The following is a 24,688-nucleotide window of genomic DNA, read 5'->3' as shown; positions in this document are numbered from 1 at the left end:
CGTCCGTCCATCGCTGTCTCGGTGCTGGAGAGCCGGGGCCGTGCTATCTGGAGGCATGGCAACGACGGGATTGCGCGAAAAGTTCCAGGGGCTCTATTTCGGCGACGACCGGCAGGCCCGCCGGTTCCGCTACGGGCTCGTCGGCTTCGACCTCGCCACCATCGCCGTGTTCCTCCTCTCGCCGTTCGGGGGACATCAGCCGTGGATGATCGCCCTCGATCTCGTCATCGGGATCCTGCTGTCGGTCGAGTTCGGGGCGCGCCTCTGGGTGCAGCGCCGGCCGCTGCGCCACCTGTTCAGCCTCTCCTCGGCGGCGGACCTGATCGTGATCCTGTCGCTGCTGCTGCCGGTCTTCCTGGAGAACCTCGCCTTCCTGCGCATCGCCCGGGCGCTCCGGCTGCTGCGCTCCTACCACCTGCTGCGCGACCTGCGGCAGGACTCGGCGTGGTTCCGGCGTAACGAGGACATCATCCAGCGCACGGTCAATCTCGGCGTCTTCATCTTCATCGTGACCTCGGTGGTCTACGTCACCCAGCACAGCATCAACCCTCACATCGCCACCTACATCGACGCGCTCTACTTCACCATCACGACGCTCACGACGACGGGCTTCGGCGACATCACACTGACCGGGCCCGGCGGTCGGATGCTCGCCGTGATCATCATGGTGGTGGGCGTCGGCCTCTTCCTGCGCCTGCTGCAGGCCATCTTCCGCCCCAACAAGGTGCGCTTCGAGTGCCCGTCCTGCGCGCTGCTGGTGCACGACCTCGACGCCGTGCATTGCAAGCATTGCGGCATCGTCCTGCAGATCCCGAACGAGGGAATCTAGGGGGCCGCCTTCCCCCCCAATCACCCGTCGCCCCGACGGAGCGAAGCGGAGTGGAGGGACCTTCTCTCCTCAGTCTGACAGCTTTTGGTGGAGAGGAGGTCTCTCCGCTTCGCGTGGAGTTTACCCCGAGGTACTCGAGGGGCGCTTCGGTCGAGACGACGGAGTCTCTGGGGCGTCCTACAGCGCCGGTCCCGCCAGAATGCTCCTCGCCTCCACCGCAATCGTTTCGGCGATGGTGGCGTAGCTGTCGGCATAGGCCGAGCCGTCGCGCCACACCGCGGCGAGGGAGCGGGTGGCGCTCCAGCCGGCCATCGGGAGGCGCGTGACCATGTCGGCGCCGCCCACCTCGGAGCGCAGATAGAGTTCCGGCAGGATCGCGAAGCCCAGGCCCGAGCCGCACATCTGGCGCAAACTGTCGAGGCTGGTGCCCTCGTAATCCTCCAGCAGCGTGGCCTTGAGGTCGTCGCAGATCTCGCGGGCCTGGCGGTGGGCATGGTGGCGGCGGTCGAGGCTGAGGAAGCCGATGCCCGCCAGGTCGCCGCGGCGCACCTTGCCTGCGCGGCCCAGCGGATGCTCGGGCGGGCAGACGATGTGCAGCGGCTCGCGGAACAGCGGCTCGATGTGCAGGTCGCTGCCGGAAACGGGCAGGGGCGACAGCACCATGTCGAGCTCGCCGCGCGCCAGCTCGCGCGCCTGCTCGTCGGGAATGCCCTCGCGGATGTAGAGGCGCAGGTCGGGAAAGCGCCGGTGCAGCGAGGCCACGATGCGCGGCATCAGGTAGGGGCCGAGTGTCGGCGTGACGCCGAAGCGGATCGTGCCCGCGATACCGGCCCGCGAGCGCCGCACCATGTCCTCGGCATCCTTGACGTCGAGCAGGATGCGCCGGGCGCGCGTCACCAGGTCCCGGCCGATCGGCGTGAGCTGGACCGGGCTCTCGTTGCGCTCGACCAGGGTCACGCCCAGCCGAGCCTCCAGCGCCCGCAGCTGCTGGCTGAGCGTGGGCTGGGCGATGTGCACGGCGTCCGCGGCCCGCCGGAAATTCCGGGTGTCTGCCAGGGCCACTAGATAGGAGAGCTGACGCAGCGTGGTCATGGCGCGATCAGGAGAGGGCGATAGTCCATGGCTATCGACTCTGGCCTATTCTTTCTATTTTTACAATCGCCGGTCGGCGGCCATCTTGGCCCTCTCACCCGCAGAGGACGAACGACCATGACCCGCCGCCCCCACTGGACCGCCCTATGACCGAGCTTCTGGTCCAGCCCTTCCTCGGCACGCCCGTCTGGTTCTGGCTCGCCTTCGTGACGCTGGTGGCGGCGCTGACCGCCTTCGACCTCGGCCTCCTGCACAAGGAGGACCGGGTGATGGGCATTGCTGAATCGCTGAAGCTCTCGGCCTTCTACATCTCGATCGCGCTGGCCTTCGGCGCCTGGGTCTGGGTCGAGAAGGGCGCCGAGCTGGGCATGCAGTACTACACCGGCTTCTTCATCGAGAAGGCGCTGTCGATCGACAACATCTTCGTCATCAGCCTGATCTTCACCTTCTTCGCCATCCCGGCGAAGTACCAGTACCGCGCGCTGCTGTGGGGCATCATCGGCGTCATCGTGCTGCGCGGCCTGATGATCGCGGCAGGTGCTGCGCTGGTGAGCGAGGCCTACTGGGTGCTCTACCTGTTCGCCGCCTTCCTGATCGTGACGGGCATCAAGATGTTCTTCACCAACGACCAGGAGCCCGACCTCGCGAACAACGCCGCCATTCGCTGGATCTCCACCCGCCTGCGCGTGACCAAGGAACTGCACGGCGACCGCTTCTTCGTCTCCGCGCCCGACGAGCGCACCGGGCGGATGGTCCTGGCCGCGACGCCGCTGTTCCTCGCCCTGGTGGTGATCAACCTCGCGGACCTGGTGTTCGCGGTGGACTCGGTGCCGGCGATCTTCGCCATCACCACCGACACGTTCGTGGTCTACACCTCGAACATCATGGCGGTGCTGGGCCTGCGCGCGCTCTACTTCGCGCTCTCGGCCATGATCGACCGCTTCCACTATCTGAAACACGCGCTGGCCGCGGTGCTGGTCTTCATCGGCTCCAAGATCTTCGTCTCGGACTTCCTCCTGGACGACGCGAAGTTCCCGCCCGTCGCCAGCCTCGCCGTCACGATCGGCCTGATCGCCGCCGGCATCGCCTGGTCGCTGTGGAAGACACGGGAGGGGGCGGCGCAGCGGTGAGGGTGTGGGAACTCGCGCCAGCGCCACCCATGTTTGATATCGGTGGCCGGAATGCACTGGATTCGGTGAACAACCTCTATCTGTGGCTACAGTAGCAGTTTAGCTAACTGATCGAGTATTTGGCGCATGGCTGAGCCGGGGCCGAATAGAGCGGTAAGCCATGCCAGTTGCGTGGAGACCCATGCCAGTCCGGACCAATACAAAGCATCGATAGTACGCTTGCCGAGTTGCTTCGCCGCCTCCTCGGAATACTTATCGAGCATATTCCCGAGTACTTTCTTCGCTCCTACGAATGCGTGATTCAATCCACGGGCGCTGGCCTTCGATGCCACAACCGCAACTCGAACTACCTCGCGGGCAAAATTTCGAAGCCCTTCAAGGCGAAATGCGGATGATCGTTCATTGGCGCGACCGCTAAGTGCGAGGGCCCGTTGAGTATCTTGCAAAGCATCGATTGCTTCAGGAGTAGCTATATTGAGCTCTCTTGCAGCGCTTATGGCTTCGCGAGTTGCCTGTGCATTAGGTTCCAATAAGCGGTCGTCTGGACCGAGTCTCGCTGAATCCATTGAATCAAGGAACGGGTCCGTGCTGGCGTACACATTCCAGCCCTGTACTATGCCGCGTAGCTCGAATGATGCGGCGTCAGGCATCGGTGAATCATCTGGATCTCGGCTCTGACGGCGGCTTTCATCCAGCTCTAGCGCTAAGCGCAGCAGATTGCCTCTTAGGACCGCTAGAGCCGGCGCTATCTCGCCCGGGTTGCTGCCTAGAGCGTCGGTAAATCGCTGAGCGAGATCTCTCCATGGTGCAAGCTGATTGCTACTAGGTTGACCGGGTTCACAGCGGCGCAATAACGAGCCAAGCTGAGAGAGGAGTTCATCATGAAGTTGCCGCTGAAGCTCATCATCTCGAACTACATCTTGTCCCGCACGAGCGTCGATATCAATTCGCCCACTTTCATCTAGCGTAAAAACGATACTTGATGGTCGCTGAGCTTCAACAAGGTCTGGATCCAGGAGTTCCTGATCCGAAGTTTCCGATTTGCCACGTAAGTACTCGAAAACACGAACTGTTCGTGTGGGGTTTTCCAGCTTGGATACTCCTTACTCTCCTTCTTCTGTTTATAGCGTGCGTTCGAGCAAGAGAACTTCTGTGCGTACCTCTACAAGAGACCTACCACCGCCAACGCCTGCGTCAGATCCGCGATCAGATCGTCCGGATGCTCGATGCCCACCGACAGGCGGATCGTCGTGTCCAGAACGCCGATGCGGTCGCGGACATCGAGCGGGACGCCCGAGTGCGTCATGGCGGCGGGGTGGCTGGCCAGCGACTCGGTGCCGCCGAGGCTCACCGCGAGCTTGAAGAGTTTCAGCGCGTTCAGGAAGGCGAAGGCTTCCTTCTCGCCGCCCTTGATGTCGAAGGAGAAGGTCGAGCCGGCGCCGGTGCACTGGCGGTCGTAGAGCGCCTTCTCGGGCGAGCCCTCTTTGAGCAGGCCGAGATAATGGAGCTTCGCCACGCTGGGATGGGCCGCGAGCCATTCGGCGACCAGGCGGGCGTTGGAGTTGGCGCGCTCCATCCGCAGCCCCAGCGTTTCCAGCGAGCGGCCCAGCATCCAGCAGGAATGCGGGTCGAGCTGGGTGCCGAAGCTGCCGCGGAGCGCGCGGATCGGGCCCATGATCTCCTTCCGGCCCATCGACGCGCCGGCGATCAGGTCGGAATGGCCGCCGACATATTTGGTCAGCGAATAGAGCGAGACGTCGGCGCCGTGATCGAGCGGGCGCTGGAACACCGGCCCCAGCAGGGTGTTGTCGCAGACCAGCACGGGCGCGGGCGTGCCCTGCGCCGCGCCGATCTCGTCGGCGAGGCGGCGCAGCAGGGCGATGTCGACCAGCGTGTTGGTCGGGTTGGCCGGCGTCTCGATCATGATGACGGAGATGCGGCCTTTCGAGCGCGCCTGCGCGACGGCGGTGCGGATGGCGGGCTCGCTCACCCCGTCGATGAAGCCGATCGCGGAGATGCCGAAGCCCGACAGGGTCTTGGCCAGCAGGGTTTCGGTGCCGCCATAGAGCGGCTGGGAATGCAGCACCACGTCGCCGGGGCGCGCGAAGGCCAGCAGGGTCGTGGAGATCGCCGACATGCCGGAGGAGAAGAGGGCGCAGGTCTCGGCGCCCTCGTAGACCGCGAGCCTGTCCTCGACGATCTCGCTGTTGGGATGGTTGAAGCGCGAATAGACCAGGCCGGCGGCGCTGCCGGCGGGCGGCGTCTTGCGGCCCGCGGCATAGTCGAAGAAGTCGCGGCCTTCCTCGGCCGAGCCGAACACGAAGGTCGAGGTCAGGAACACCGGCGGCTTCACCGCGCCTTCCGACAGCGCCGGATCGTAGCCGTAGCTCAGCATCAGCGTCTCGGGCTGGAGCCTGTGGTTGCCGATATGGGTACGGTAGGGGCGCGGCGCGGTCATGGCGTGTCTCCTGTCGCAGGGGCGGGCCTCGTCCGCATGATGACGGCAAAGCGTTCGGCAAGTGTGTCGAAAAGGTGTGTCTGCCAGAAAAACAGACCTCACCCTGAGGAGCGGCCCGAAGGGTCGCGTCTCGAAGGGTGGGCACGCGCACCCCGTCTGTTGCCCATCCTTCGAGACGCCGCGCTATGCGCGGCTCCTCAGAATTTGTGAATCTTTGTCTTTCGGATGCCCGCCCGTGATGATTCCATCGAAGCGAATTTGGTGGAGGAGTTGATGCCGGAGAAGGGTTTGTTCGGCGATCTTCCGGAGCAGTTGGTGGCGAAGGCCGAGCACGGGTCGGGCAAGCCGCGGATGCGCGAGCCGGAGCGGCGGCAGGTGGAACTTCGGCCGGTAGATCTCGACAGCCTTCTGGCGGCGGATCATCCGGCGCGGGTGATCTGGCGGTATGTCGAGCGATTGGACCTGAAGGTGCTGGAGGACGCGATCGGGGCTCGCGAGCACACGCCGGGCCAGGCTCCGGCGAGCCCTCGTCTTCTGCTGGCGCTGTGGCTCTATGCGACGAGCCAGGGCGTGGGCAGCGCGCGGGCGCTGGAGCGGCTGTGCGCGAGCCACGATGCCTATCGGTGGCTGTGCGGCGGGGTGAGCGTGAACTATCACGGTCTGGCCGACTTCCGCAGCGGTCATGGCGAACTGCTGGATCGGCTTCTGACGCACAACATCGCGGCACTCATGGCGGAGGATGTGATCGAGCTTGCCGAGGTGGTGCAGGACGGGGTTCGGGTGCGGGCGGGCGCGGGAGCCTCTTCGTTCCGGCGCCGGCAGAGCCTGCACAAGCACCTGAAGAAGGCAGGCCGGCTGGTCGAGTATCTGAAGCGGGAACTCGACGAGGACCCCGACGCCAGCAACCGGCGCATCAAGGCGGCCCAGGAGCGGGCTGCGCGCGAGCGCGAGCAGCGCGTGGCGACGGCGCTCGACAAGCTGGCCGAGATCGAGGCCGAGCGGGAGCGACGCGGCAAGACCAACAAGAAGCAGGTGGCCAAGCAGAAGGAGCCTCGCACCTCGACCACCGATCCCCAGGCGCGCGTCATGAAGATGGCGGATGGCGGCTTCCGGCCGGCCTACAACTGCCAGATCGGCACGGTGGCCAAAGGCCAGATCGTGGTCGACGTCGCCATCGACACCACGGGTTCGGACCGCGGCCTGCTGCGGCCCATGCTGGAGCGGCTGAAAGAACGCTATCAACGGCAGCCCCGGCGCCATCTGGTCGATGGGGGTTTCAACAAGAACGAGGATACGGAAGAGGCGTTCAAGCAGGGTGTGCTGATCTACGGACCGACCACCCGGAACAAGCACAAGAGCGATCCCTATGCGCCGCGGCCCCAGGACGGCCCCGGCGTTGCCGCCTGGCGCCGGCGTATGCGAAGCCCGCACGGCAAGGGCGTCTACAAACGACGGGGGACGGGCGAGTGCATCAACGCCCGCTTCCGGCAGTGGGGCCTGCGCCAGTTCACCGTGCGCGGCGTTCACAAGGTCAAAACCGTCCTGCTCTGGTTCGCCCTCGCCAACAACATCATCGCCGGCCACCGCCTCAAGACAACCAATGCATGACCAGGCCATTCCGGGGCCTGCACCGCTACGGCCACCAACGCACCCCAAGACAACAACGGCGCCCGGCGTAGCAGCCCACGCCAATACACCCCCGAGAGCTTACCCAATACACTCACAAGCTCTCAGATTCTATGTGGCGACGAGAGGTCGAGAGGTAGGTTTGGAGTTGCGAGAACCGAACCTACGGAGAAGTTATGACGTCTTCACATCCCATAGACACCCCCGCCGCCGGCGAGAAGGATGCCACGTTGTACGTGGCGTTTGAACTGAGCAAGTCGAAGTGGCTGATCGGTATGGTGATGTCCGGCGAGAGCAAGATGAGCCGCCACCAAGTGGCTGGCGGCGATACGGCGGCGGTGTGGCAGCTGATCTCGAAGAAGCGCGCCCATGCGGAGAAGCATGGCCGGCCGGTGCGTGTGGTGAGCTGCTACGAGGCCGGCTATGACGGCTTCTGGTTCGATCGTTGGCTGGCCGGGCAGGGCGTCGCCAATCGGGTGCTCGATCCGTCGAGCATCGAGATGCCGCGGCGCGCGCGGCAGGCCAAGACGGACCGTCTGGACCTCGAGCGTCTGATGCGGGTGCTGATCCGCCACGAGGGTGGCGAGCCGAAGGTCTGCAGCGTGGTTCATCCGCCGACCCCCGAGCAGGAAGACGCCCGTCGGGTGTCGCGCGAGCGGGACCGGCTGATCGGCGAGCGCACCGCCCATGTCAACCGCATCAAGGGTCTGTTGCATGGCCAGGGGATCCGCGACGTGCATCCGCGCCGCAAAGGCTTCCTCGAGCAGCTTGCCCAGCTTCGGACCGGCGACGGCCGCGCCGTGCCGGCCAACCTGGCGGCCGAGATCCAGCGCGAGCACGCCCGTCTGGTGCAGGTCGGCGAGCAGATTGCCGAAGTCGAGAGCCAGATGACGGCGGAGCGTGCCGCCGCGGCGCCGGACAGTCGGGCCAGCCAGGTCAACCAGCTGATCAGCCTGAAGAGCGTCGGGCCGGTCGGCGGCGAGACGCTGGTCAACGAGGTATTCTGGCGCGACTTCCAGAACCGGCGCCAGGTCGGAGGCTATTTTGGCCTGGCCGGGACGCCGTTCGACAGCGGCCAGAGCTCGCGCGAGCAGGGCATCAGCAAGGCCGGCAACGCCCGCGCCCGGACCTTGGCCATCGAGCTTTCATGGCTATGGCTGCGCTACCAGCCCGCCAGCACCTTGAGCCTGTGGTTCACGAGCCGCGTCGGCGATCAAAAAGGCCGTGTCAGACGCATCGCCATTGTGGCCCTGGCGCGCAAGCTGATGGTGGCGCTGTGGCGCTTCCTCACCCAGGGCCTGGTGCCCGAGGGCGCCAGGCTGCGAGCTGCCGCACCGGCCGGCCGCTGAACGGCGGCGGCCCGGTGTGTTGCGCAGGAAGCTGATGATGACCGTCCTCATCCATGGACCATGCGGTACCGCTGTCTCAGAAGGGTCTCATCGTTTCCTGGGCAAGACCTCGACCGTGCATGAGGGATTTGGGTGCGGGGCGCAGCGACGCCCGACCGGATATAAGGTGATGCCGTCGACACAACGTGCATTGGCCAGACGCCCAGACTTCCAACGCAACGCGCCGAAGGCCGCCCCTCCACGCACCCCTTCCAGCGCCGCGCTCGCGCGCGGCACTCTCAAGCTTCCATCCCCGAGACGGTCCGATGATTGAGGGACAAAAAATCCAACCCGCCCCTTGACCGTTCAGCGCTCATATAAGGATGAGGTGGAAGTGTCCTAAGCCCCCATCAACGCCGCGATCTCGGCGCGGACGCCGGCCGAGCGGCGGTAATACTGATGAGAGCCGGCGAAGCCGGTGTCGTAGTCGGTGAAGCCGCTGCAATCGACGCTGCGGTAGGTGGCGGGCGGGAACAGGAGGGCGTCGCCGCCGCCGCGCGGCCCGTCCTGGCCGAGGCGATGGCAGGAGTTCAGCGTCTCGCTGAGTTTGTCGAGCACCTGGTCCCGCCGGTTGTGCAGGAAGGTGATGCGGCGGCCCAGCCGGCTGAGCGGCGCCAGGCTGTTGGTCACGGAAGCGTCGAAGGCATCGTCGACGATGTCGGCCGCGGCCATGAAGATATGGTCGAACATCTCGGCATCGCCATTGCCGTTGTCGAACCAGGCCTGCACCGCCGCCTGCAGCGCGAGGTTGCCCATGCTGTGGGTCAGCAGGAAGGTCCGCCGCCCGTTGCGCCGCGCCGTCTCGAGGATGGGCAGCAGGTTGGCGAAGAAGCGCATCAGCGGCAGGCCCGAGCCGCCGGCCATCCGCTGGTCCGAGCGGTAGGGCAGGGTCGGGAAGGGGATGGTCAGCAATTGGCCGCGCGAGGGCCAGCTGAAGGTCACGACGGCGGTGTCCGCATCGCCGACGCCCGACTGGGCCAGCCATTCGCGGTTGAAGGCGGCGCGTGTCAGCGCATCCGCGAAGCTGTTGGCGAAGCCGTGGACGAAGACGAGGATGTTGCGCCCACCCTGCGAGAGGTCGTCGATCGCCGTCTGGCTGAAGCCGCCTTTCTGCAGGTCCTGCAGCGAGCGGATGGCGCCCACCGTGTCGGCCGTCAGCCCGGCGCTGTCGACGAAGGCCGTGCCGTAGGTGACCTGCAGCGGGTTGTCGGGCGCGACCATGCTGAACGTGTAGTTCTCCGGCCGGTCCGCCGGATGGTTCGCCACACGATTGGTCGCGAAATAGACGGTGGTCGTCATGATGCTCTCCCCGCACGCACCATGCGAGCGTGATCGCGCAGCAATTCCTGTCAATGTGCATCCCTGCACATCTGTCGCGCCTTCCGTTTGGTGCGAAACTGGACGGACCGATACACTCTCAGATTGCAGGCAAGTCTACACCGCGATATGTGTCGTTGCGTCGGCACGCTGTTGGGGAGCAGTTTGCTGCCGACGCAATGCCGGTAACACAGGCACGAGCACAGCCTGACCGGTCTTGGGGGCAGCGTGGCGTTTCAGGCGGGCTTCGTTGAGGCGACTTGCGGCGACGGGCTGGGCGACCGGCCGATCCGCCATGCGACGTTCCCTCGCTGCGCGCTCCTCCTCACCCCGGTCCTCGACCTCACCCATTCTCACTTTTATTCCGTCGCGTAGGACATACCCATGCCCGGTACAGCCACCGCTATCCTGATCGACGGAACACCGACCAACTACAGCGATCCCTGGGTCGACAGCCTGGTCGGCGGCGGCGCCTGGAAGGACAATGACGGCGGAACCGTCACGATCCAGTGGACGGCCTTCCAGGGCACGATGGACGGCCAGAACTCCTATGGATGGACGTCGCCGGCCCTCAACGGGCTGCGCGAGGCGCTGTCGCTCTGGGAGAGCGTGGCGAACATCGACTTCGTCGAAGTGTCGAGTGCCGCCAATGCCGACGTGAAATTCTGGTGGGGTACGCAAACCCAGGCGGGCGGCGCCGGCGTGCTCGGGTGGAGCGATCTCGTGGGCTTCCCAGCGTACTACGAGAACCCGGCCTCCGAGACACGCGACGTTCTGTTCAACGCGCAGGATTCGTCAATGGCGGGCGTCCTGGGCAAAGGGGGCCTTGGGCTCGTCACGATGGTCCACGAGATCGGCCATTTGCTGGGACTCGCCCATCCGCATGACGGTGGCGCGGGCTCGGACGCAACGACCTTCCCGGGCGTTTATTCGTGGGATCCCTATGCGTACGGCACGGGTGGCCTGAACCAGGGCATCTACACGACGATGAGCTACAATTTCGGCTGGCCCACATTCTACTCTGGGAACACGTCCGAATCGTGGGGGCTGCAGTACGGCCCAATGGCGCTCGATATCGCGGCAATTCAGTCGATCTACGGGGCCAACACGAACTACGCCGCCGGCAACAACGTCTACAAGCTGCCGACCGTAAATCAGGTCGGGACGTACTGGTCGTCGATCTGGGACACTGGCGGCGTCGACACGATTTCCAACGAAGGCTCGTCCTACAAGGCGGTGATCGACCTTCGGCCGGCGGAGGCTGGCGTCAATGGCGGTGGGTACATTTCGTACAGCACGTCGCAAGACAGCACGCCTGGATGGACCGGAAAGATCGACGGCGGCTACACCATTGCCCGTGGCGTCATCATCGAGAACGCCATCGGCGGCAGCGGTGACGACACCATAACCGGCAACGCGGCCATCAACCGCCTCGAAGGGGGCGCGGGCAACGATATCCTGGATGGCGGCGCCGGCGCCGACACGATGATCGGCGGCTACGGCTATGACACTTATTACGTCGACGATGTCGGAGACGTGATCGTGGACAGCGAAAGCGATTGGGGAGCGGACAATGTCTATTCGTCCCTCGCCAACTTCACGCTCGCCGCAGGTCTGGAGAATCTGACCCTGACTGGCACCGCTTCGATCAACGGAGCGGGCAATAGCCTAGCTAATATCATAAATGGCAACGAAGGCGCGAACACACTCGTTGGCGGGGGCGGCGGCGACATCCTCAACGGTCAGGGCGGCAACGACCGGCTGCTCGTCAAGGATATGTCGTTCATGTGGGTCGACGGCGGCAGTGGTACCGATACAGCGGTTCTGGATGGAGCCGGGCTTTCCATCTACCTCCCCGCATCAACGGCGATTTCGAAGTTTCTGAACATCGAGCGCCTCGATATCACCGGGACCGGCAATAATGAAATCTGGCTCAGCCAGTCGATCGTGCTCAACAACATAGGCGAATGGGTCGGCGGCAAGCGCGTGCTGGTGGTGGAGCGCGACAAGGGCGACCTGGTTCACTTCGCCGATAGCGGCTGGATCAAGACAGGATCCTTCACCAGCGTGGACGGCACCTTCGATCGCTGGGTGTTCGGCAACGCCGAAGTTCATATCGAAAGGGAACGAGGCGAAACCATCGTCGGGACGGCTGGGGCCGATATCATTTCGACATCGGCAACCGTTCCCGGCCAGCCCTATGCAACCGACATCGACGACGTAATCGATGGCGCTGGCGGCGCTGATACGATGTCGGGCGGCGACGGGGACGACATCTACTACGTCGACAATGCGGGGGATCAGACGATCGAGGCCGCCGGGCGCGGCATCGACACGGTGCGCTCGTCGATTTCGTGGACGCTCGCCGACAATGTCGAGAACCTCGAATTGCTCGCAGGCGCCGTCAACGGCACGGGCAACGGGCTCAACAACAGGATCGGCGGTAACGCCGGCAACAACGTTCTCGATGGTGGCCTCGGTGCCGACGACATGGCCGGAGGCGCCGGCGACGATACCTACATCGTCGACAATGCCGGCGACGTTACCTTCGAAGTGGATGGTTTCGGTAGCGACACGGTCCTGTCATCGATCACCTGGACGCTCCAGGCGAATGTCGAAAACCTCACGCTCACAGGCTCGAGCGCGATCAACGGCACCGGCAACTGGCTGGCCAACTGGCTTGTTGGCAACGCGGGCATCAATACGCTGGCCGGCAGTGGTGGCAACGATACCTATGTCGTCGGCCTAGGCGATGTCGTTATCGAGCAGGCCGGAGAGGGCATCGATACGGTACGCTCGTCGGTGAACTTCACGCTGGGCGCCAACGTCGAGAATCTCACCCTCATCGGAAGTGGAGACATCAACGGCACCGGCAACAGTATCGGCAACGTGCTTTTCGGCAACGCCGGGAACAACGTGCTGGATGGCGGCGCCGGCAACGACACGATGTCGGGGGGACTGGGCGACGACACCTACTATGTGGAGACCGACCTGGACGTCGTGATCGAGGAGGCGAATGCCGGCCGCGACAAGGTGTTTGCCAGCTTCACCTACGTTCTGGGCGATGCCGTCGAAGATCTCACCCTCACCGGTACGGGGAGTATCTCCGCGATCGGCAATGCGCTGAACAATGCCCTTGTCGGCAATAGCGGGAACAACGCGCTGGACGGCAGCATCGGCGACGACACGATGGCCGGCGGACTGGGCGACGACATCTACTTCGTGGATTCGATCGCCGACGTCGTGATCGAGGGAGAGAATGCAGGCCGGGACAAGGTTTTCTCCAGCGTCAGCTATGTTCTGAGTGCCAACGTCGAAGATCTCACGTTGAGCGCCTGGATGCACGTCGATGGTACCGGCAATGCCCTGAGCAACACTCTTGTCGGGAACATCGGCAACAACGTGCTGGACGGCGGTGCGGGCGCCGACACGATGTCGGGTGGCCTGGGCGACGATACCTATCTCGTGGACGTCGTCGACGACGTCGTGACGGAGGGCGTGGGCGGGGGCAACGACACGGTCGAGGCGTGGCTCGGCTGGACGCTCGGCGCCAATTTCGAGCAGCTCCGGCTCATGGGCACGGCCGACCTCAAAGGCATCGGCAATGGCCTGAACAATGCGCTGTTCGGCAATGCCGGCAAGAACATCCTCGACGGCAAGGCCGGCGCCGACACAATGACGGGCGGGCTGGGCGACGACACCTATATCGTGGACCAGTCGGACGACCTCGTCGTCGAGGCGGCGGGCGGCGGGACCGATCTGGTGCAGTCGGCGGTGTCGTACCAGCTCGGCGCCTATGTCGAGAACCTGACGCTGACCGGAGCGGCCGAGCTGGCGGGCACCGGCAACGAGCTCGCGAACGTGCTGAAGGGCAATGCCGGCAACAACCGGCTGGATGGCGGCGCCGGCGCCGACACGATGAGTGGCGGCCTGGGCGACGATACCTATGTCGTCGACGACCTCGGCGACCTCGTGATCGAGTCGCCGAACCAGGGCACGGACACGGTGGAGGCGCGGGTCGGCTGGACGCTGGGCGCCAATTTCGAGCAGCTCAGGCTGATGGGCCTGGACGACATCGGCGGCACCGGCAACGGCCTGAACAACCTGCTCTGGGGCAATGCGGGTAAGAACGTGCTCGACGGCAAGGCCGGCGCGGACACGATGGCGGGCGGTCTGGGCGACGATACCTATGTCGTCGACGATGCCGGCGACGTCGTGACGGAAGCGGCAGGCGAGGGCACGGATACGGTCCAGTCGCGGCTCGACTGGACGCTGGGCGCCAACCTCGAGCGGCTGGTACTGACCGGGACGTCCAACCTCAAGGGCACCGGCAACGCGCTGAACAACGTGCTGACGGGTAACGTCGGCAACAACCTGCTGGATGGCGGTGCGGGCGCCGACGCGATGGCGGGTGGTCTCGGCAACGATACCTACATCATCGACAATGTCGGCGACGGGGTGACCGAACTGGCCGGTGAGGGCGTCGACACCGTGCAGTCGTCGCTGAACTGGACGCTGGGCGCCAACGTCGAGAAGCTGACGCTGACCGGAACGGCCAACCGCTCTGGCACCGGCAACGAGCTGGCCAACACGCTGACGGGTAACGTCGGCAACAACCTGCTGGACGGCAAGGCCGGGGCGGACACGATGGCCGGCGGGCTGGGCGACGACACCTATGTCGTCGACGCGGCCGGAGACGTGACGATCGAGGACGCGGCGGCTGGCATCGACACGGTGCAGTCGTCGGTCAGCTGGCGGCTGCGGGCGAACTTCGAGAAGCTGGTCCTGACCGGCAGCGCGAACATCGACGGCACCGGCAACGAGCTGGCGAACGGGCTGACCGGCAACGCCGGCAACAACCTGCTCGATGGCGGCGCCGGCGCCGACTCCATGACCGGCGGGCTGGGCGACGACACCTACGTGGTCGACAATGCCGACGATCGCGCGAACGAGAACCCGGGCGGCGGCATCGATACGGTACTGTCGTCGATCAGCCTGACCTTGCGAGCCAACCTCGAGAACCTGGTGCTGACCGGCGCGGCCGCGATCAACGGCTTCGGCAATGGCGAGGCCAATATCCTCACCGGCAACGCCGCCAACAACATTCTCGACGGCCGCAGCGGCGCCGACACGATGGAAGGCCGTGCGGGCAACGACACCTACATGGTCGACGATGCCGGCGACGTGGTGATCGAGGCGGCGGGCGGCGGTGCCGACGAGGTGCAGGCCTCGGTGAGCCACACGCTGTCGGCCAATGTCGAGCGGCTGAAGCTGGTGGGCACCGGCGATATCGACGCCACCGGCAACGGGCTGGCCAACAATCTCGTCGGCAACGCGGGCGACAACCGGCTCGACGGCGGGGCCGGCGCCGACACGATGGCGGGCGGGCTGGGCGACGATACCTACGTCATCGACAATGCCAAGGATCTGGCGAACGAGAATCCGGGCGGCGGCATCGACACGGTGCTGTCGTCGATCAGCCTTTCGCTGAAGGCCAACCTCGAGAACCTGGTGCTGACCGGCACGGCCTCGATTAACGGCAACGGCAACGGCGAGGCCAACACGCTCACCGGCAACGACGCGGCCAACGTGCTCGACGGCAAGGCCGGCGCCGATACGATGATCGGCGGCGGCGGCGACGATACCTACGTGGTCGACGATGCCGGGGACCTCGTGGTCGAGCAGGCCGGCGGCGGCTCGGACATGGTCCAGGCCTGGGTCAGCCATACGCTCGGCGCCAATGTCGAGAAGCTGAAGCTGTTCGGTACGGCCAACCTCGATGCGACGGGCAACGAGCTGGCCAACGGCCTGGTGGGCAACGGCGGGCACAACGTCCTCGACGGCGGCCTCGGCGCCGACACGCTGAACGGCGGCGGCGGCGGCGACACGTTCCGCTTCAGCACCGCGCTGGGCCCCGACAATGTCGATCGCATCGTGGCCTTCGATCATGCCGCCGACACGATCCAGCTCGATCACACGATCTTCGCCAGCCTCGGCCTCGGCGGGCTCGATGCCGGCGCCTTCGCTCTCGGCGCGGCGGCGACCCAGGCCGACGACCGCATCCTGTTCCACGCCGGCTCCAAGAGCCTCTACTACGACGCCGACGGGCTGGGCGGCGCCGCCGCCGTCAAGTTCGCGACCATCGACACACTCACCGGCACGCTCGACCACTCGGACTTCCTGATCGTCTAGCCGGTCCGCGACCGCGCGGTGCTCAAAGCGCCGGCGTTGCCGCCGACAGCAGCCGTGCCACCTCCGTCACGGCGCGATGGGCCAGCATGATCGCGGGCGGGTCGATCGGCGTGACGAGCGAGGAAAGCTTCACGATCACCAGCCCGTGGTCGGGCACCACGAACAGGTTCTGGCCGTGGATGCCCATGGCGAACAGCAGCCGCGGCGGGCCGTCGACGATGTACCAGCCGTTGCGATAGCGCGTGGTGCCGAGACCCATGGCGCCGAAGCTCGCGCCGAACTGGCCGGCGCGCCAGGCGTCGCGATCGCCGCCGGACCAGAGATCGTCGATCACCCGCGCCGGCACGGCCTGACGGGCGCCGCGGCGGCCGCCGTCGAGGACGAACTGTCCCAGGCGCGCGACATCGCGGGCGGTGGCAGAGACGCCGCCGCTGCAGCGCGCGGCGCCGCGACCGTCGACGGTGACGAAGGCGTCGTGCGCCGCCCCGATCGGCTGCCATAGAAGTTCGCTCACGAGCTCGGCGTAGGACCGGCCCGTCGCCCGTTCGAGGGCGAGGCCCAGCAGATCGGTGTTGGCCGAATCGTACTTGAAGACGCCGCCATGGGCGCCGGGCACCTGCGCCATGCCGGCGAAGAAGCGCGCGAGGTCGGCCGGTGGCGCGCCCGCGGGCAGGGCCTCCCAGCCCGTCGCGGCGGCATAGGCTGCGAGCGTCGCGGCATCGAGCGCGGCGCCGGCCCGCATGTCGAGCAGATGGCGCAGGGTCGCGCCGCGCCACGAGGTGTCGGCGATTTCGGGAAGGATCGCCGCGACGGGTGTGCCGAGGTCGAGTGCGCCGGCCTCGCCCAGCAGGCTGGCGACCAGGCCGGTCACCGCCTTCGACATCGACATCAGGATATGCGGCGTCTTGGCGTCGAGTCCGTTTCCGTAGCTTTCGTCGACGATCCGGCCGTGCTGCAGGACGAGGAAGGCATCGGTCGCCGTGGCGGCAAGCAGCGCCGGCAAGTCGAAATGCCGGTCTGGTGCGAGGGCCACGTCGAAGGCGCCGAACTCAGCCAACGGTCCTTCGGGCAGGTCGGACGGCGCGGCGGGGGCGGCCGCGATGCGCGCGGTCGGGATGAAGTCGGGGACGGTGCGGAACGCGGCGGCGATGACGCCGGGCGTGCGCCAGGTGGCGAGCGTGACCGGTGGGTTCTGGGACATGGGCTACGCTAGCCAGATCGGCGGCCTTCCTCTATCCGTGAGGCCCCGCTTTTCATTCGAGATCGTCCGAACGTGGATCCGCTTGGGCAGACCGTCGCGCTGCTGCGCCCGAAGGCCCTGCTGTGGAAGCAGATGCAGGCGAACGGCAACTGGACCGTGCACTTTCCGGCGAGCGCCGGTGTCGTCTTCTGCTTCGTCGCTTCGGGCCGGTGCGATCTAGGTGTTGAGGGCGAGCCGCCGCGCGCGCTGGAGCAGGGCGACTTTCTGCTTCTGTCGAGGCCGCCGCGCTGGCGTCTCGGGCGTGAGACGGACCCGGCCCGGCCGACGGTCGTGCTGGATTATGCCCCAAGGGCGCCCGGATCAGATCAGGCAGGCCCGGAGCGCGCGCGCTTCGTCGGCGATGCCTCCTGGCCGGCGGAGGTCGAGATCCTGGGGGGCCGCTTCGCTTTCGATCCCGCCAACGCGGACCTGCTGGCCGGCCTCGTGCCACGCCGGGCCGAGATCCTGTCGAAGGATTCGACGGCGCCGCGCCTGCATCATCTCCTGGCGTTGATCCGGGAGGAGGCCTCGTCGGAACGTGCCGGGCAGGGCCTTGTGCTCGAACGGCTGCTCGAGGTCCTGCTGGTCGAGGCGATCCGGCAGGCGCCCGCAGGCGCTGGCGTCGCGGAGCCGGGCCTGCTCGCGGGCCTCGCCGATCCTCACCTCGCCAGGGCGCTGCGCGCGCTGCACGGCGACATGCGCCGGCCGTGGACGGTCGAGCGGGCAGCCGGGGTGGCGGGCCTGTCGCGCTCGGCTTTCGCCGAACGTTTCGCAGCGATCGTCGGCCTCGCGCCGATGGACTATCTGCTGCGGCTGCGCATGGCGCTTGCCAAGGACCGGCTGCGCTTTGGCGGCGCGCGGCTGGCCGAAGTCGCGGAAGCCTGTGGTTATCGTTCGGTGAGTGCGTTCAGCACGGCCTTCCGCCGCGTCGTCGGCGTCGCGCCCGGCGCCTATGCCGCCCAGACGTGATCGTGGAACCGCGACCGTGCGATGGTGTATCGAGAGCCCGCTTCGTCGTGGTCCTGGGAGGAGTTTCCGTGAAATTGCCGATCGTTGCGCTGGTGCTCGGCGCATTGGCCGTGGCGTCCGGCGCCAGGGCGCAGGGTCTCCCCGAACAATCGCTCTGGAAGAACAGCAAGGGATCGCTGCTGCTCGTCACCAAGGTCGATGAGGCCGCCAGGAGCTTCCGCGGCACCTTCGTCAATTACGCCAAGGGCTATTCCTGCGAGGGCGTGCCGATTGCCGTGTCCGGAAGCTTCGACGGCGACAGCGTCTCGATGGTCGGCAGCTTCGCGCCCTGCGCGCAGACGATAACGATCTGGCAGGGCACGGTGAGCGGATCGACGCTGAACATCACCTTCGACCTGCGCTACGTCGACAAGCAGTACAAGTTCCAGGAGACGAAGGGGGCCGACACCTTCACGCGGCAGTACTGAAATCGCGGCTGCGGGTGCTAGGCTGGAGGGATGAAGAAGTCCCTTCGCGAGGCCTGGGCGAACTTGCCGCCCCGGCTGAAGCTGCTGCAGCCTGTGCCGTTCTCCGACGCGCAATGGGCGCTGCTCGAACGCCTGCACGCGGGCTTCAACGATCGTGAGGCGCATGCGAGCCTGCCGATGGCGATCGCCCGCTTTCCCGACGACACGGCAAAGGAGATCTTCGAGCGGGCGCGGCAGTTCGACGATGTCGTGACGGTCAATGTCGACGAAAGCTGGGAGGCGAGGGTTGCCGCCGGCGCGGGCGATCCCATGGCGGAATATGTGCGGCTCTACAACGAGGATGTCGACGCGATGATCGACGTGCTCGTTCCCTCGGCGCGCTATCGCAAGGAACACTATGCCTACGGCCGCTTCGTCTTTCCCGAACCGCACGGGCTGCATACCGACCATAGTCTGGAGGATCCGGCGGCCGGGGGCGAGCCGATCTGCATCGCCCGCATCGAGACCCTGGGCACGCACTATGTCGACGGCGATTACCGGACGCAGGACGCCGGGACGCAGAGCATGCTGAAGGCGCTACGCTACTGGATTCCCGTTCCCGAGGGCGAGCCCGAGCAGGTCTTCGAGGAGCTGCTGCGGCGCGGCACGCTGAAGACCATCCCGGTGAACCACGTCATGCTGATGGTCGCCGGCAACGCCGCGGACAACGCCCAGGTCACCCAGCATATTTCCGCCCGCCCGCCCGAGGGCGGCCTGCACTCGGCCTTCTTCCAGCGCCAGTACCGGTTGGCCTAACCCAACTGGCCTAGCCCAGCAGGCCGCTTCGTTTCGCGTGACGCGCCGGAGGCACGGCGTGTCATTGACCCTCTACGGGGCGATGCCTACTGTCTGCTCCAGAGCGACACCAGTGGAACGCCGTGCTCCGGGGGAGCCAGTCGTCCTTAGGGACGGGGCGTTGTTCGTGTCCGCCAGATCATCATTCCGACGTCGTCCCCGCCCGACTGAACTGCTGCCAATTTGGCAGTTCGTCGGCGCGGGCGCGTCTTTTCATGGGACGGCGGCCAGGTGGAGCAGCGAGCATTTCCGGCAGCGGACGACGAATGGAACGCCGGCCATCTCGGCTGCGGCCCGCTCGTGCTCGACCTGCGCAAGAAATTGAAGGCGATGCCCGGCGGCGTGCTGCGCGTGATCGCGCTCGACATCTCCGCGCCGCATGACATCCCGGCCTGGTGCCGGCTCACGAACAACCAACTGCTCGCGCACGATCCGGCGACCCAGAGCTTCTGGATCCGCTCGCGCGCCGACTGGTCCTGAAGTCAACAAGGAGGAGAGAGACATGCCCGGTTCATTCGTCGTCAGCCTGACCCACGCCAAGAACGACACCGACAAGGCCACGGTGGCCTTCGTCGTCGCCAACGCCGCCGTCGCGTCGGACAAGAAGACCATGGTCTTTCTGTCGATCGAGGGCACGCGGCTCTCGCAGAAGGGCTATGCCGACGACATCCACGAGGAAGGCTTCGCGCCGCTCAAGGACCTGATGAAGAGCTTCGTCGAGGCCGGCGGCCAGATCTTCGTCTGCTCGCCCTGCTTCAAGAAGCGCAAGCTCGACGAGAACAACCTGGTCGACGGCGCGCTGGTGGTCGGCGGCGCCAAGCTGGTCGAGTTCATGGGCGAAGCCTGTCCCAGCGTCAGCTACTGAGCGGACGGACGCCATGACGATCCTCAAGGCCAACCGCCGCGGCTTCATCGCCGCGTCGGGCGCGCTGTCCGTCGCCTCGCTGCTCGCCAGCCCGGCGATCGCGCAGGGCAAGAAGAAGTTGCGCTTCGGCGTCGGCCCGCTGATGCCCACGCCCGATGACACGAAGAAGGCCTATCTGCCGCTGTTCGCGCATCTCGCGAAGGAACTGGGCAACCCCGACTTCGACCTGGTCGCCACGACCGACTGGGCCGGCATGGCCGTCGCCATGGGCTCGGGCCAGCTCGATGTCGCCTGGATGGGGCCGTGGGGCTACATCATCGCCAACAACGCCACCGGCTGCCAGGCCGTGGCGACGGTGAAGTACGACGACAAGCCGACCTATCTCGGGATCATCGTTGCGAGGCCCGACCTGCAGGTGACGAAGTTCCCCGACGATACCAAGGGCAAGTCGATGTCCTTCGCCGATGTCGGTTCGACCTCGGGCTGGCTGATCCCGACCTACTACGCCAAGGAAGTCTGGAAGATCGATCCCAGGACCTTCTGGAAGTACAGCGAGGGCGCGACGCATCCGGCCAACGAGATGGCGGTGAGCTCGGGCCAGGTCGACATGGCCACTGACTTCGACCGCCAGCGCAACGCCATGATCGCCGCCGGCCGCATCAAGGAAGACAGCAACAAGATCATCTGGACCTCCGACCCGCTGCCCAACGACGCGATCGCCCTGCCGGCCAATGCGCCCAGGGAGATGGGCGCCGAGGTGCAGAAGATCCTGACCTCTATTACGGCCGAGCAGGCCAAGGCCCTGCTGCCGCCGCGCTACACCGGCTTCGTGCCGGCGACGCACAAGAGCTACGACATGATCGAGAAGGCGGGCATCGCCGTCGGCAAGATCAAGCCGAAGGCTTAGAGTCTTTCTGGGCACGATGGAAACACGTTCGGTTTTCCAACAAAGCCCTCATCCTGAGGAGCGCTCCGTAGGAGCGCGTCTCGAAGGATGGGCACGCGCACCTCGTTTGTTGTCCACCCTTCGAGACGCATCGCTGCGCGATGCTCCTCAGGGTGAGGTGAGTGGGTCTAGGACGGTCGACGTGTCGAGTATGCGTTGATGGCGAGCGCGGCTGAAAAGGCGCTCGCGGAACTGGAGGTGCAGGGGCTTGGCTTCAGTGTCCGACGCCTGCGCCTGTGGCTCGTCGCGGCACTCGTTCTCGCTTTCTATGCCGTGTCGTGGGACCTCGCGGGCATCGATCTCGAGCGGCTGGCAAACGGCCTGCCCAGGCTCGGCCACTGGATCGCGTCGGCCTGGCCACCCGACACGCGCGAGGTGCCGCTGTTCGCCTATCGCATCGCCGAGACGGTGGCGATGGCGGCACTCGGCACGACGCTCGCGACGCTGCTCGCCCTCCCGATGGCGATCCTGGCCAGCCGCAACATCACGCCGTGGCCCGCGCTCTATTACCCGGTGCGCTGGTTCCTGAACGCCTTGCGCGGCATCGACTCCTTCGTCTTCGCGCTGCTGTTCGTCGCGGCGGTCGGGCTCGGCCCCTTCGCGGGTGTGATCGGCATCGCGCTCCACACCTGGGGCAGTGCCGCCAAGTTCTTCGCCGACCATATCGAGAATGCCAATCTCGGGCCCCTCGAAGCCGTGCGCACGACCGGCGCCGGGCGCTTCACCGCGATCTGCTACGCGCTGGTGCCGGACATATTGCCGGTGATGCTCTCGACCACGCTGTTCTGGTGGGAGTTCAACATCCGCGCCTCGACCGTGCTGGGCGTGGTCGGTGCGGGCGGCATCGGGCTTGAGCTGAAGAACAGCATGGACCTGCTCGACTTCCCGCGGCTCTTCACCATCATCGCCATGATCCTGGTGGTCGTGACCGTGCTCGACCAGGTCTCGGCCTGGCTGCGCAAACGGCTCATCCGGGCATGAACGCCGCGCCGCGCCTCACCGCCGTCGGCCTCGGCAAGGCCTTCAAGGGCCATGCGGCGATCGACGACATCAGCTTCACCGTGCGCGAGGGCGAGTTCGTTGCCGTGCTGGGGCCCAGCGGTGCCGGCAAGACGACGTTGTTCCGTTGCCTGACCGGGCTGCTGCCGCCCGACAGAGGCGAGGTCCGCGTCAGCGGCGACGATATCGCGACGCTGCACGGACGCGCCCGCCGCCGGATCGCCGTCGTGTTCCAGCAGTTCAACCTGGTGAGCCGCCTCAGCGCCCTCGACAATGTGCTGGCCGGCCGCCTCGGCCATGTGCCGGCGTGGCGCGGCGTGCTGCGCCGCTTCGACCGCGACGACCGGCTGCTGGCGCTGGAATGCCTCGATCGCGTGGGCCTGCTGCGCCACGCCATGCAACGCGCCGACACGCTGTCGGGCGGCCAGCAGCAGCGCGTGGCCATCGCGCGTGCGATGGCGCAGCGGCCGAGCCTGATCGTGGCCGACGAGCCGGTCGCCAGCCTCGATCCCGCCGCCGGCGCGGGCGTCCTCGACCTGCTGCAGCGCATCGCGCGCAGCGACGGGGTCGGCGTCGTCTGCTCGCTGCATCAGGTCCATCTGGCGCGCACCTACGCCGATCGCGTCGTCGGCCTGTCTCAGGGGCGGAAGGTGATCGACAGTCCGGTGGCCCAGTTCGACGAGGCCGCGTTCGGCCACCTCTACGGCAACAGCGAGACCCCGACATGAAACCGACCGAGACACATGCGTTTCCCGAGGGCATCACCGGTCCCGACGTCAGCTTCGACGGCGGCGACCTCGATTGCGGCAACGGGCTCCTGCTGCTGATCCGCAAGCACATCGACCCGATGGCGCGCGGCCAGTTGCTGGAAATCCTCTCGACGGAAATCTCGGTCGACGAGGACCTGCCGGCCTGGTGCCGCCTCACCTCGAACGAGCTGGTCTCGTTCCGCAAGGTCGGCAAGCAGCGCAGCTTCGTGATCGCCAAGGGCAAGTTCGCCGAGCGCGGTGCAGGGGAAGAGCGCCACGGGAGTGGCGCGCACCGCACGACGGACGTTGCTGGAGCGCACCACTCCCGTGGCGCTCATACTCGGACCGAGCCCGTCGCAGCGCCCCCCGTGCCGGCGATGTCCGTCATGGGCATCGGCAGCTGGCCGCGTCCGCGCTGGATGGTCGAGGCGATGCATTCCTATGTCGAGGGCAAGCTCGACGAGGCGGCGTTCCACGAGACCGCCAACGACGCCGTGCGCCTCGTCGTGGCCGCGCAGGAGCGGGCCGGGGCGGGGGTCCTCACTGATGGCGAGCAGCGCCGCGATTCCTATGCGAGCTTCGTGGCGACGCGGCTCGACAATTGCCAGCTCATCCCGCTCACCGACGTGCTGCCGCTGGTCGACGATCCCGAGAAGTTCGAACGCGAACTGCGGGCGCTCGACGTGCCGGCCGCCGACGTGCGCCATCCGGCGGTGCTGGGCCGCATCTCGCGCAGCCGGCCGCTGGCGGGCCACGAGGCCGATTTCCTGCGCACCCTGACGGCGAAGCCCCTCAAGGTCGCGCTGCCCGGCCCCTACCTGCTCACGCGCACGATGTGGATGGAGTGTCTCAACGAGCGCGCCTATGAAAGCCGCGAGGAACTGGCGCAGGACATCGTGACGGCGTTGCGGGCCGAGCTGAAGGACCTGCTCGATGCCGGTGTGTCGCTCATCCAGTTCGACGAGCCCGTCCTGTCGGAGGTGGTGTTCAGCGGTGCCAAGAGCGGCCCGTCCTTCATGTGCGGCGCGCTGTCGGAATCGCGCGAGCCGGCGCACGAACTCGCCTTCGCGCGCGACCTCGTCAATGCCGTGGTCGAGGGAAGTCCGCGCGACCGCATCGCGCTGCATGTCTGCCGCGGCAACTGGACGCCCGACGAATCGGTGGCGCTGAGCGGCGACTACCGCCCGCTGGTCGACACGCTGAAGCAGATGCGGGTCGGCGCCTATCTCCTGGAGATGTGCACCCCGCGCGCCGGTGAGCTCGAGATCCTGAAGGCGCTGCCCGACGAGGCGCGCATCGGCGTCGGCGTGGTGAACCAGAAATGCGCCGAGGCCGAGCCGGTGGAGGAGGTGGAGGCGAAGATCCGCCGCGCCATCGACCTGTTCGGCAAGGACCGGCTATTGTTCCATCCCGATTGCGGCTTCGCCACCTTCGCCGACAACCCGATCTGCAGCGCGGGTTCGGCCGAAGATAAACTCAAGGTCATCGCCCAGGCGGTGGAGCGGGTGCGCTGAGGCGGCGCCGGCGCGCAATCGCGGTTGCACGCGTCGCGCGGTAGAGCAGAATACGGGCTTTCTACCGAGGGGA

The 24,688-nt window shown here is 66.3% G+C and carries 19 protein-coding genes; 14 read left to right on the top strand and 5 right to left on the bottom strand.

All coding sequences use genetic code 11. From position 1 onward, the window contains the following. Positions 1-55 precede the first annotated feature (55 nt). Positions 56-829, top strand: coding sequence for a potassium channel family protein (locus tag ACP15H_RS15895; protein ID WP_425067157.1), 774 nt, complete (start codon positions 56-58; stop codon positions 827-829). 177 nt (positions 830-1,006) lie between these two features. On the opposite strand, the gene ACP15H_RS15890 is transcribed toward ACP15H_RS15895, so the two are convergent. Next, positions 1,007-1,921, bottom strand: coding sequence for a LysR substrate-binding domain-containing protein (locus tag ACP15H_RS15890; RefSeq protein ID WP_425067156.1), 915 nt, complete (start codon positions 1,919-1,921; stop codon positions 1,007-1,009). 146 nt (positions 1,922-2,067) lie between these two features. Between ACP15H_RS15890 and ACP15H_RS15885 the strand changes: the two genes are divergently transcribed. Next, positions 2,068-3,051 carry a TerC family protein gene (locus ACP15H_RS15885; protein ID WP_425067155.1) on the top strand — a complete coding sequence of 328 codons (984 nt, stop codon included), beginning with the start codon at positions 2,068-2,070 and terminating at the stop codon, positions 3,049-3,051. 86 nt (positions 3,052-3,137) lie between these two features. Here ACP15H_RS15885 and ACP15H_RS15880 read toward each other — a convergent pair whose 3' ends face one another. After that, positions 3,138-3,701 carry a hypothetical protein gene (locus ACP15H_RS15880; RefSeq protein WP_425067154.1) on the bottom strand — a complete coding sequence of 188 codons (564 nt, stop codon included), beginning with the start codon at positions 3,699-3,701 and terminating at the stop codon, positions 3,138-3,140. A 512-nt stretch (positions 3,702-4,213) separates the two neighbouring features. Continuing rightward, a complete protein-coding gene (locus ACP15H_RS15875; protein WP_425067153.1) occupies positions 4,214-5,509 on the bottom strand; it encodes a cystathionine gamma-synthase family protein in 1,296 nt (431 codons plus the stop codon). 273 nt (positions 5,510-5,782) lie between these two features. On the opposite strand from ACP15H_RS15875, the gene ACP15H_RS15870 reads away from it, so the two are divergent. Together ACP15H_RS15870 and ACP15H_RS15865 are read left to right on the top strand one after the other, a co-directional pair. Further along, entirely contained in the window at positions 5,783-7,117 is a 1,335-nt protein-coding gene (locus tag ACP15H_RS15870) for an IS1182 family transposase (protein WP_425067152.1), read from the top strand. 194 nt (positions 7,118-7,311) lie between these two features. Continuing rightward, complete coding sequence (locus ACP15H_RS15865; RefSeq protein WP_425064641.1) at positions 7,312-8,484, top strand: IS110 family transposase; 1,173 nt, start codon at positions 7,312-7,314, stop codon at positions 8,482-8,484. Between the two features lie 378 nt (positions 8,485-8,862). Here the strand turns inward: ACP15H_RS15865 and ACP15H_RS15860 are convergent, their stop codons facing one another. Then, positions 8,863-9,822: an alpha/beta hydrolase gene (locus ACP15H_RS15860; protein WP_425067151.1), complete on the bottom strand. Its 960-nt coding sequence runs from the start codon at positions 9,820-9,822 to the stop codon at positions 8,863-8,865. 402 nt (positions 9,823-10,224) lie between these two features. On the opposite strand from ACP15H_RS15860, the gene ACP15H_RS15855 reads away from it, so the two are divergent. Continuing rightward, positions 10,225-16,032: a matrixin family metalloprotease gene (locus ACP15H_RS15855; protein ID WP_425067150.1), complete on the top strand. Its 5,808-nt coding sequence runs from the start codon at positions 10,225-10,227 to the stop codon at positions 16,030-16,032. A gap of 22 nt (positions 16,033-16,054) precedes the next feature. Here ACP15H_RS15855 and ACP15H_RS15850 read toward each other — a convergent pair whose 3' ends face one another. Further along, entirely contained in the window at positions 16,055-17,233 is a 1,179-nt protein-coding gene (locus tag ACP15H_RS15850; protein WP_425067149.1) for a serine hydrolase domain-containing protein, read from the bottom strand. A gap of 72 nt (positions 17,234-17,305) precedes the next feature. Between ACP15H_RS15850 and ACP15H_RS15845 the strand changes: the two genes are divergently transcribed. The 9 genes from ACP15H_RS15845 (at position 17,306) to ACP15H_RS15805 (ending at position 24,615) form a co-directional block, all read left to right on the top strand. Next, positions 17,306-18,241: an AraC family transcriptional regulator gene (locus ACP15H_RS15845; RefSeq protein WP_425067148.1), complete on the top strand. Its 936-nt coding sequence runs from the start codon at positions 17,306-17,308 to the stop codon at positions 18,239-18,241. Positions 18,242-18,309: 68 nt separating this feature from the next. Next, a complete protein-coding gene (locus ACP15H_RS15840) occupies positions 18,310-18,708 on the top strand; it encodes a hypothetical protein (protein ID WP_425067147.1) in 399 nt (132 codons plus the stop codon). 30 nt (positions 18,709-18,738) lie between these two features. Then, a complete protein-coding gene (locus tag ACP15H_RS15835; RefSeq protein WP_425067146.1) occupies positions 18,739-19,503 on the top strand; it encodes a hypothetical protein in 765 nt (254 codons plus the stop codon). A gap of 270 nt (positions 19,504-19,773) precedes the next feature. Next, positions 19,774-20,022, top strand: coding sequence for a sulfurtransferase TusA family protein (locus ACP15H_RS15830; RefSeq protein WP_425067145.1), 249 nt, complete (start codon positions 19,774-19,776; stop codon positions 20,020-20,022). 22 nt (positions 20,023-20,044) lie between these two features. Next, positions 20,045-20,407 (top strand): DsrE family protein, encoded by a 363-nt coding sequence (locus ACP15H_RS15825; RefSeq protein WP_295145723.1) that lies wholly within the window; start codon positions 20,045-20,047, stop codon positions 20,405-20,407. A 13-nt stretch (positions 20,408-20,420) separates the two neighbouring features. Then, the gene (locus ACP15H_RS15820) at positions 20,421-21,314 is read left to right on the top strand and encodes a phosphate/phosphite/phosphonate ABC transporter substrate-binding protein (RefSeq protein ID WP_425067144.1); all 894 of its coding nucleotides are present in this window, start codon (positions 20,421-20,423) and stop codon (positions 21,312-21,314) included. Positions 21,315-21,512: 198 nt separating this feature from the next. Beyond that, positions 21,513-22,334 (top strand): phosphonate ABC transporter, permease protein PhnE, encoded by an 822-nt coding sequence (phnE, locus tag ACP15H_RS15815; RefSeq protein ID WP_425067143.1) that lies wholly within the window; start codon positions 21,513-21,515, stop codon positions 22,332-22,334. Beyond that, positions 22,331-23,080: a phosphonate ABC transporter ATP-binding protein gene (gene phnC / locus ACP15H_RS15810; protein WP_425067142.1), complete on the top strand. Its 750-nt coding sequence runs from the start codon at positions 22,331-22,333 to the stop codon at positions 23,078-23,080. Before phnE ends, phnC begins: the two co-directional genes overlap by 4 nt. Next, positions 23,077-24,615, top strand: a complete 1,539-nt coding sequence (locus ACP15H_RS15805; RefSeq protein ID WP_425067141.1) for a 5-methyltetrahydropteroyltriglutamate--homocysteine methyltransferase — start codon at positions 23,077-23,079, stop codon at positions 24,613-24,615. The genes phnC and ACP15H_RS15805 overlap by 4 nt, the downstream gene beginning before the upstream one ends. The last annotated feature ends 73 nt before the right edge of the window (positions 24,616-24,688 follow it).

The sequence above is a fragment of the Reyranella sp. genome (assembly GCF_965249915.1).
Lineage (GTDB): Bacteria > Pseudomonadota > Alphaproteobacteria > Reyranellales > Reyranellaceae > Reyranella.
Note: the sequence above shows the minus strand (reverse complement) of the source record. Positions and strands in the feature narration are given on the sequence as shown.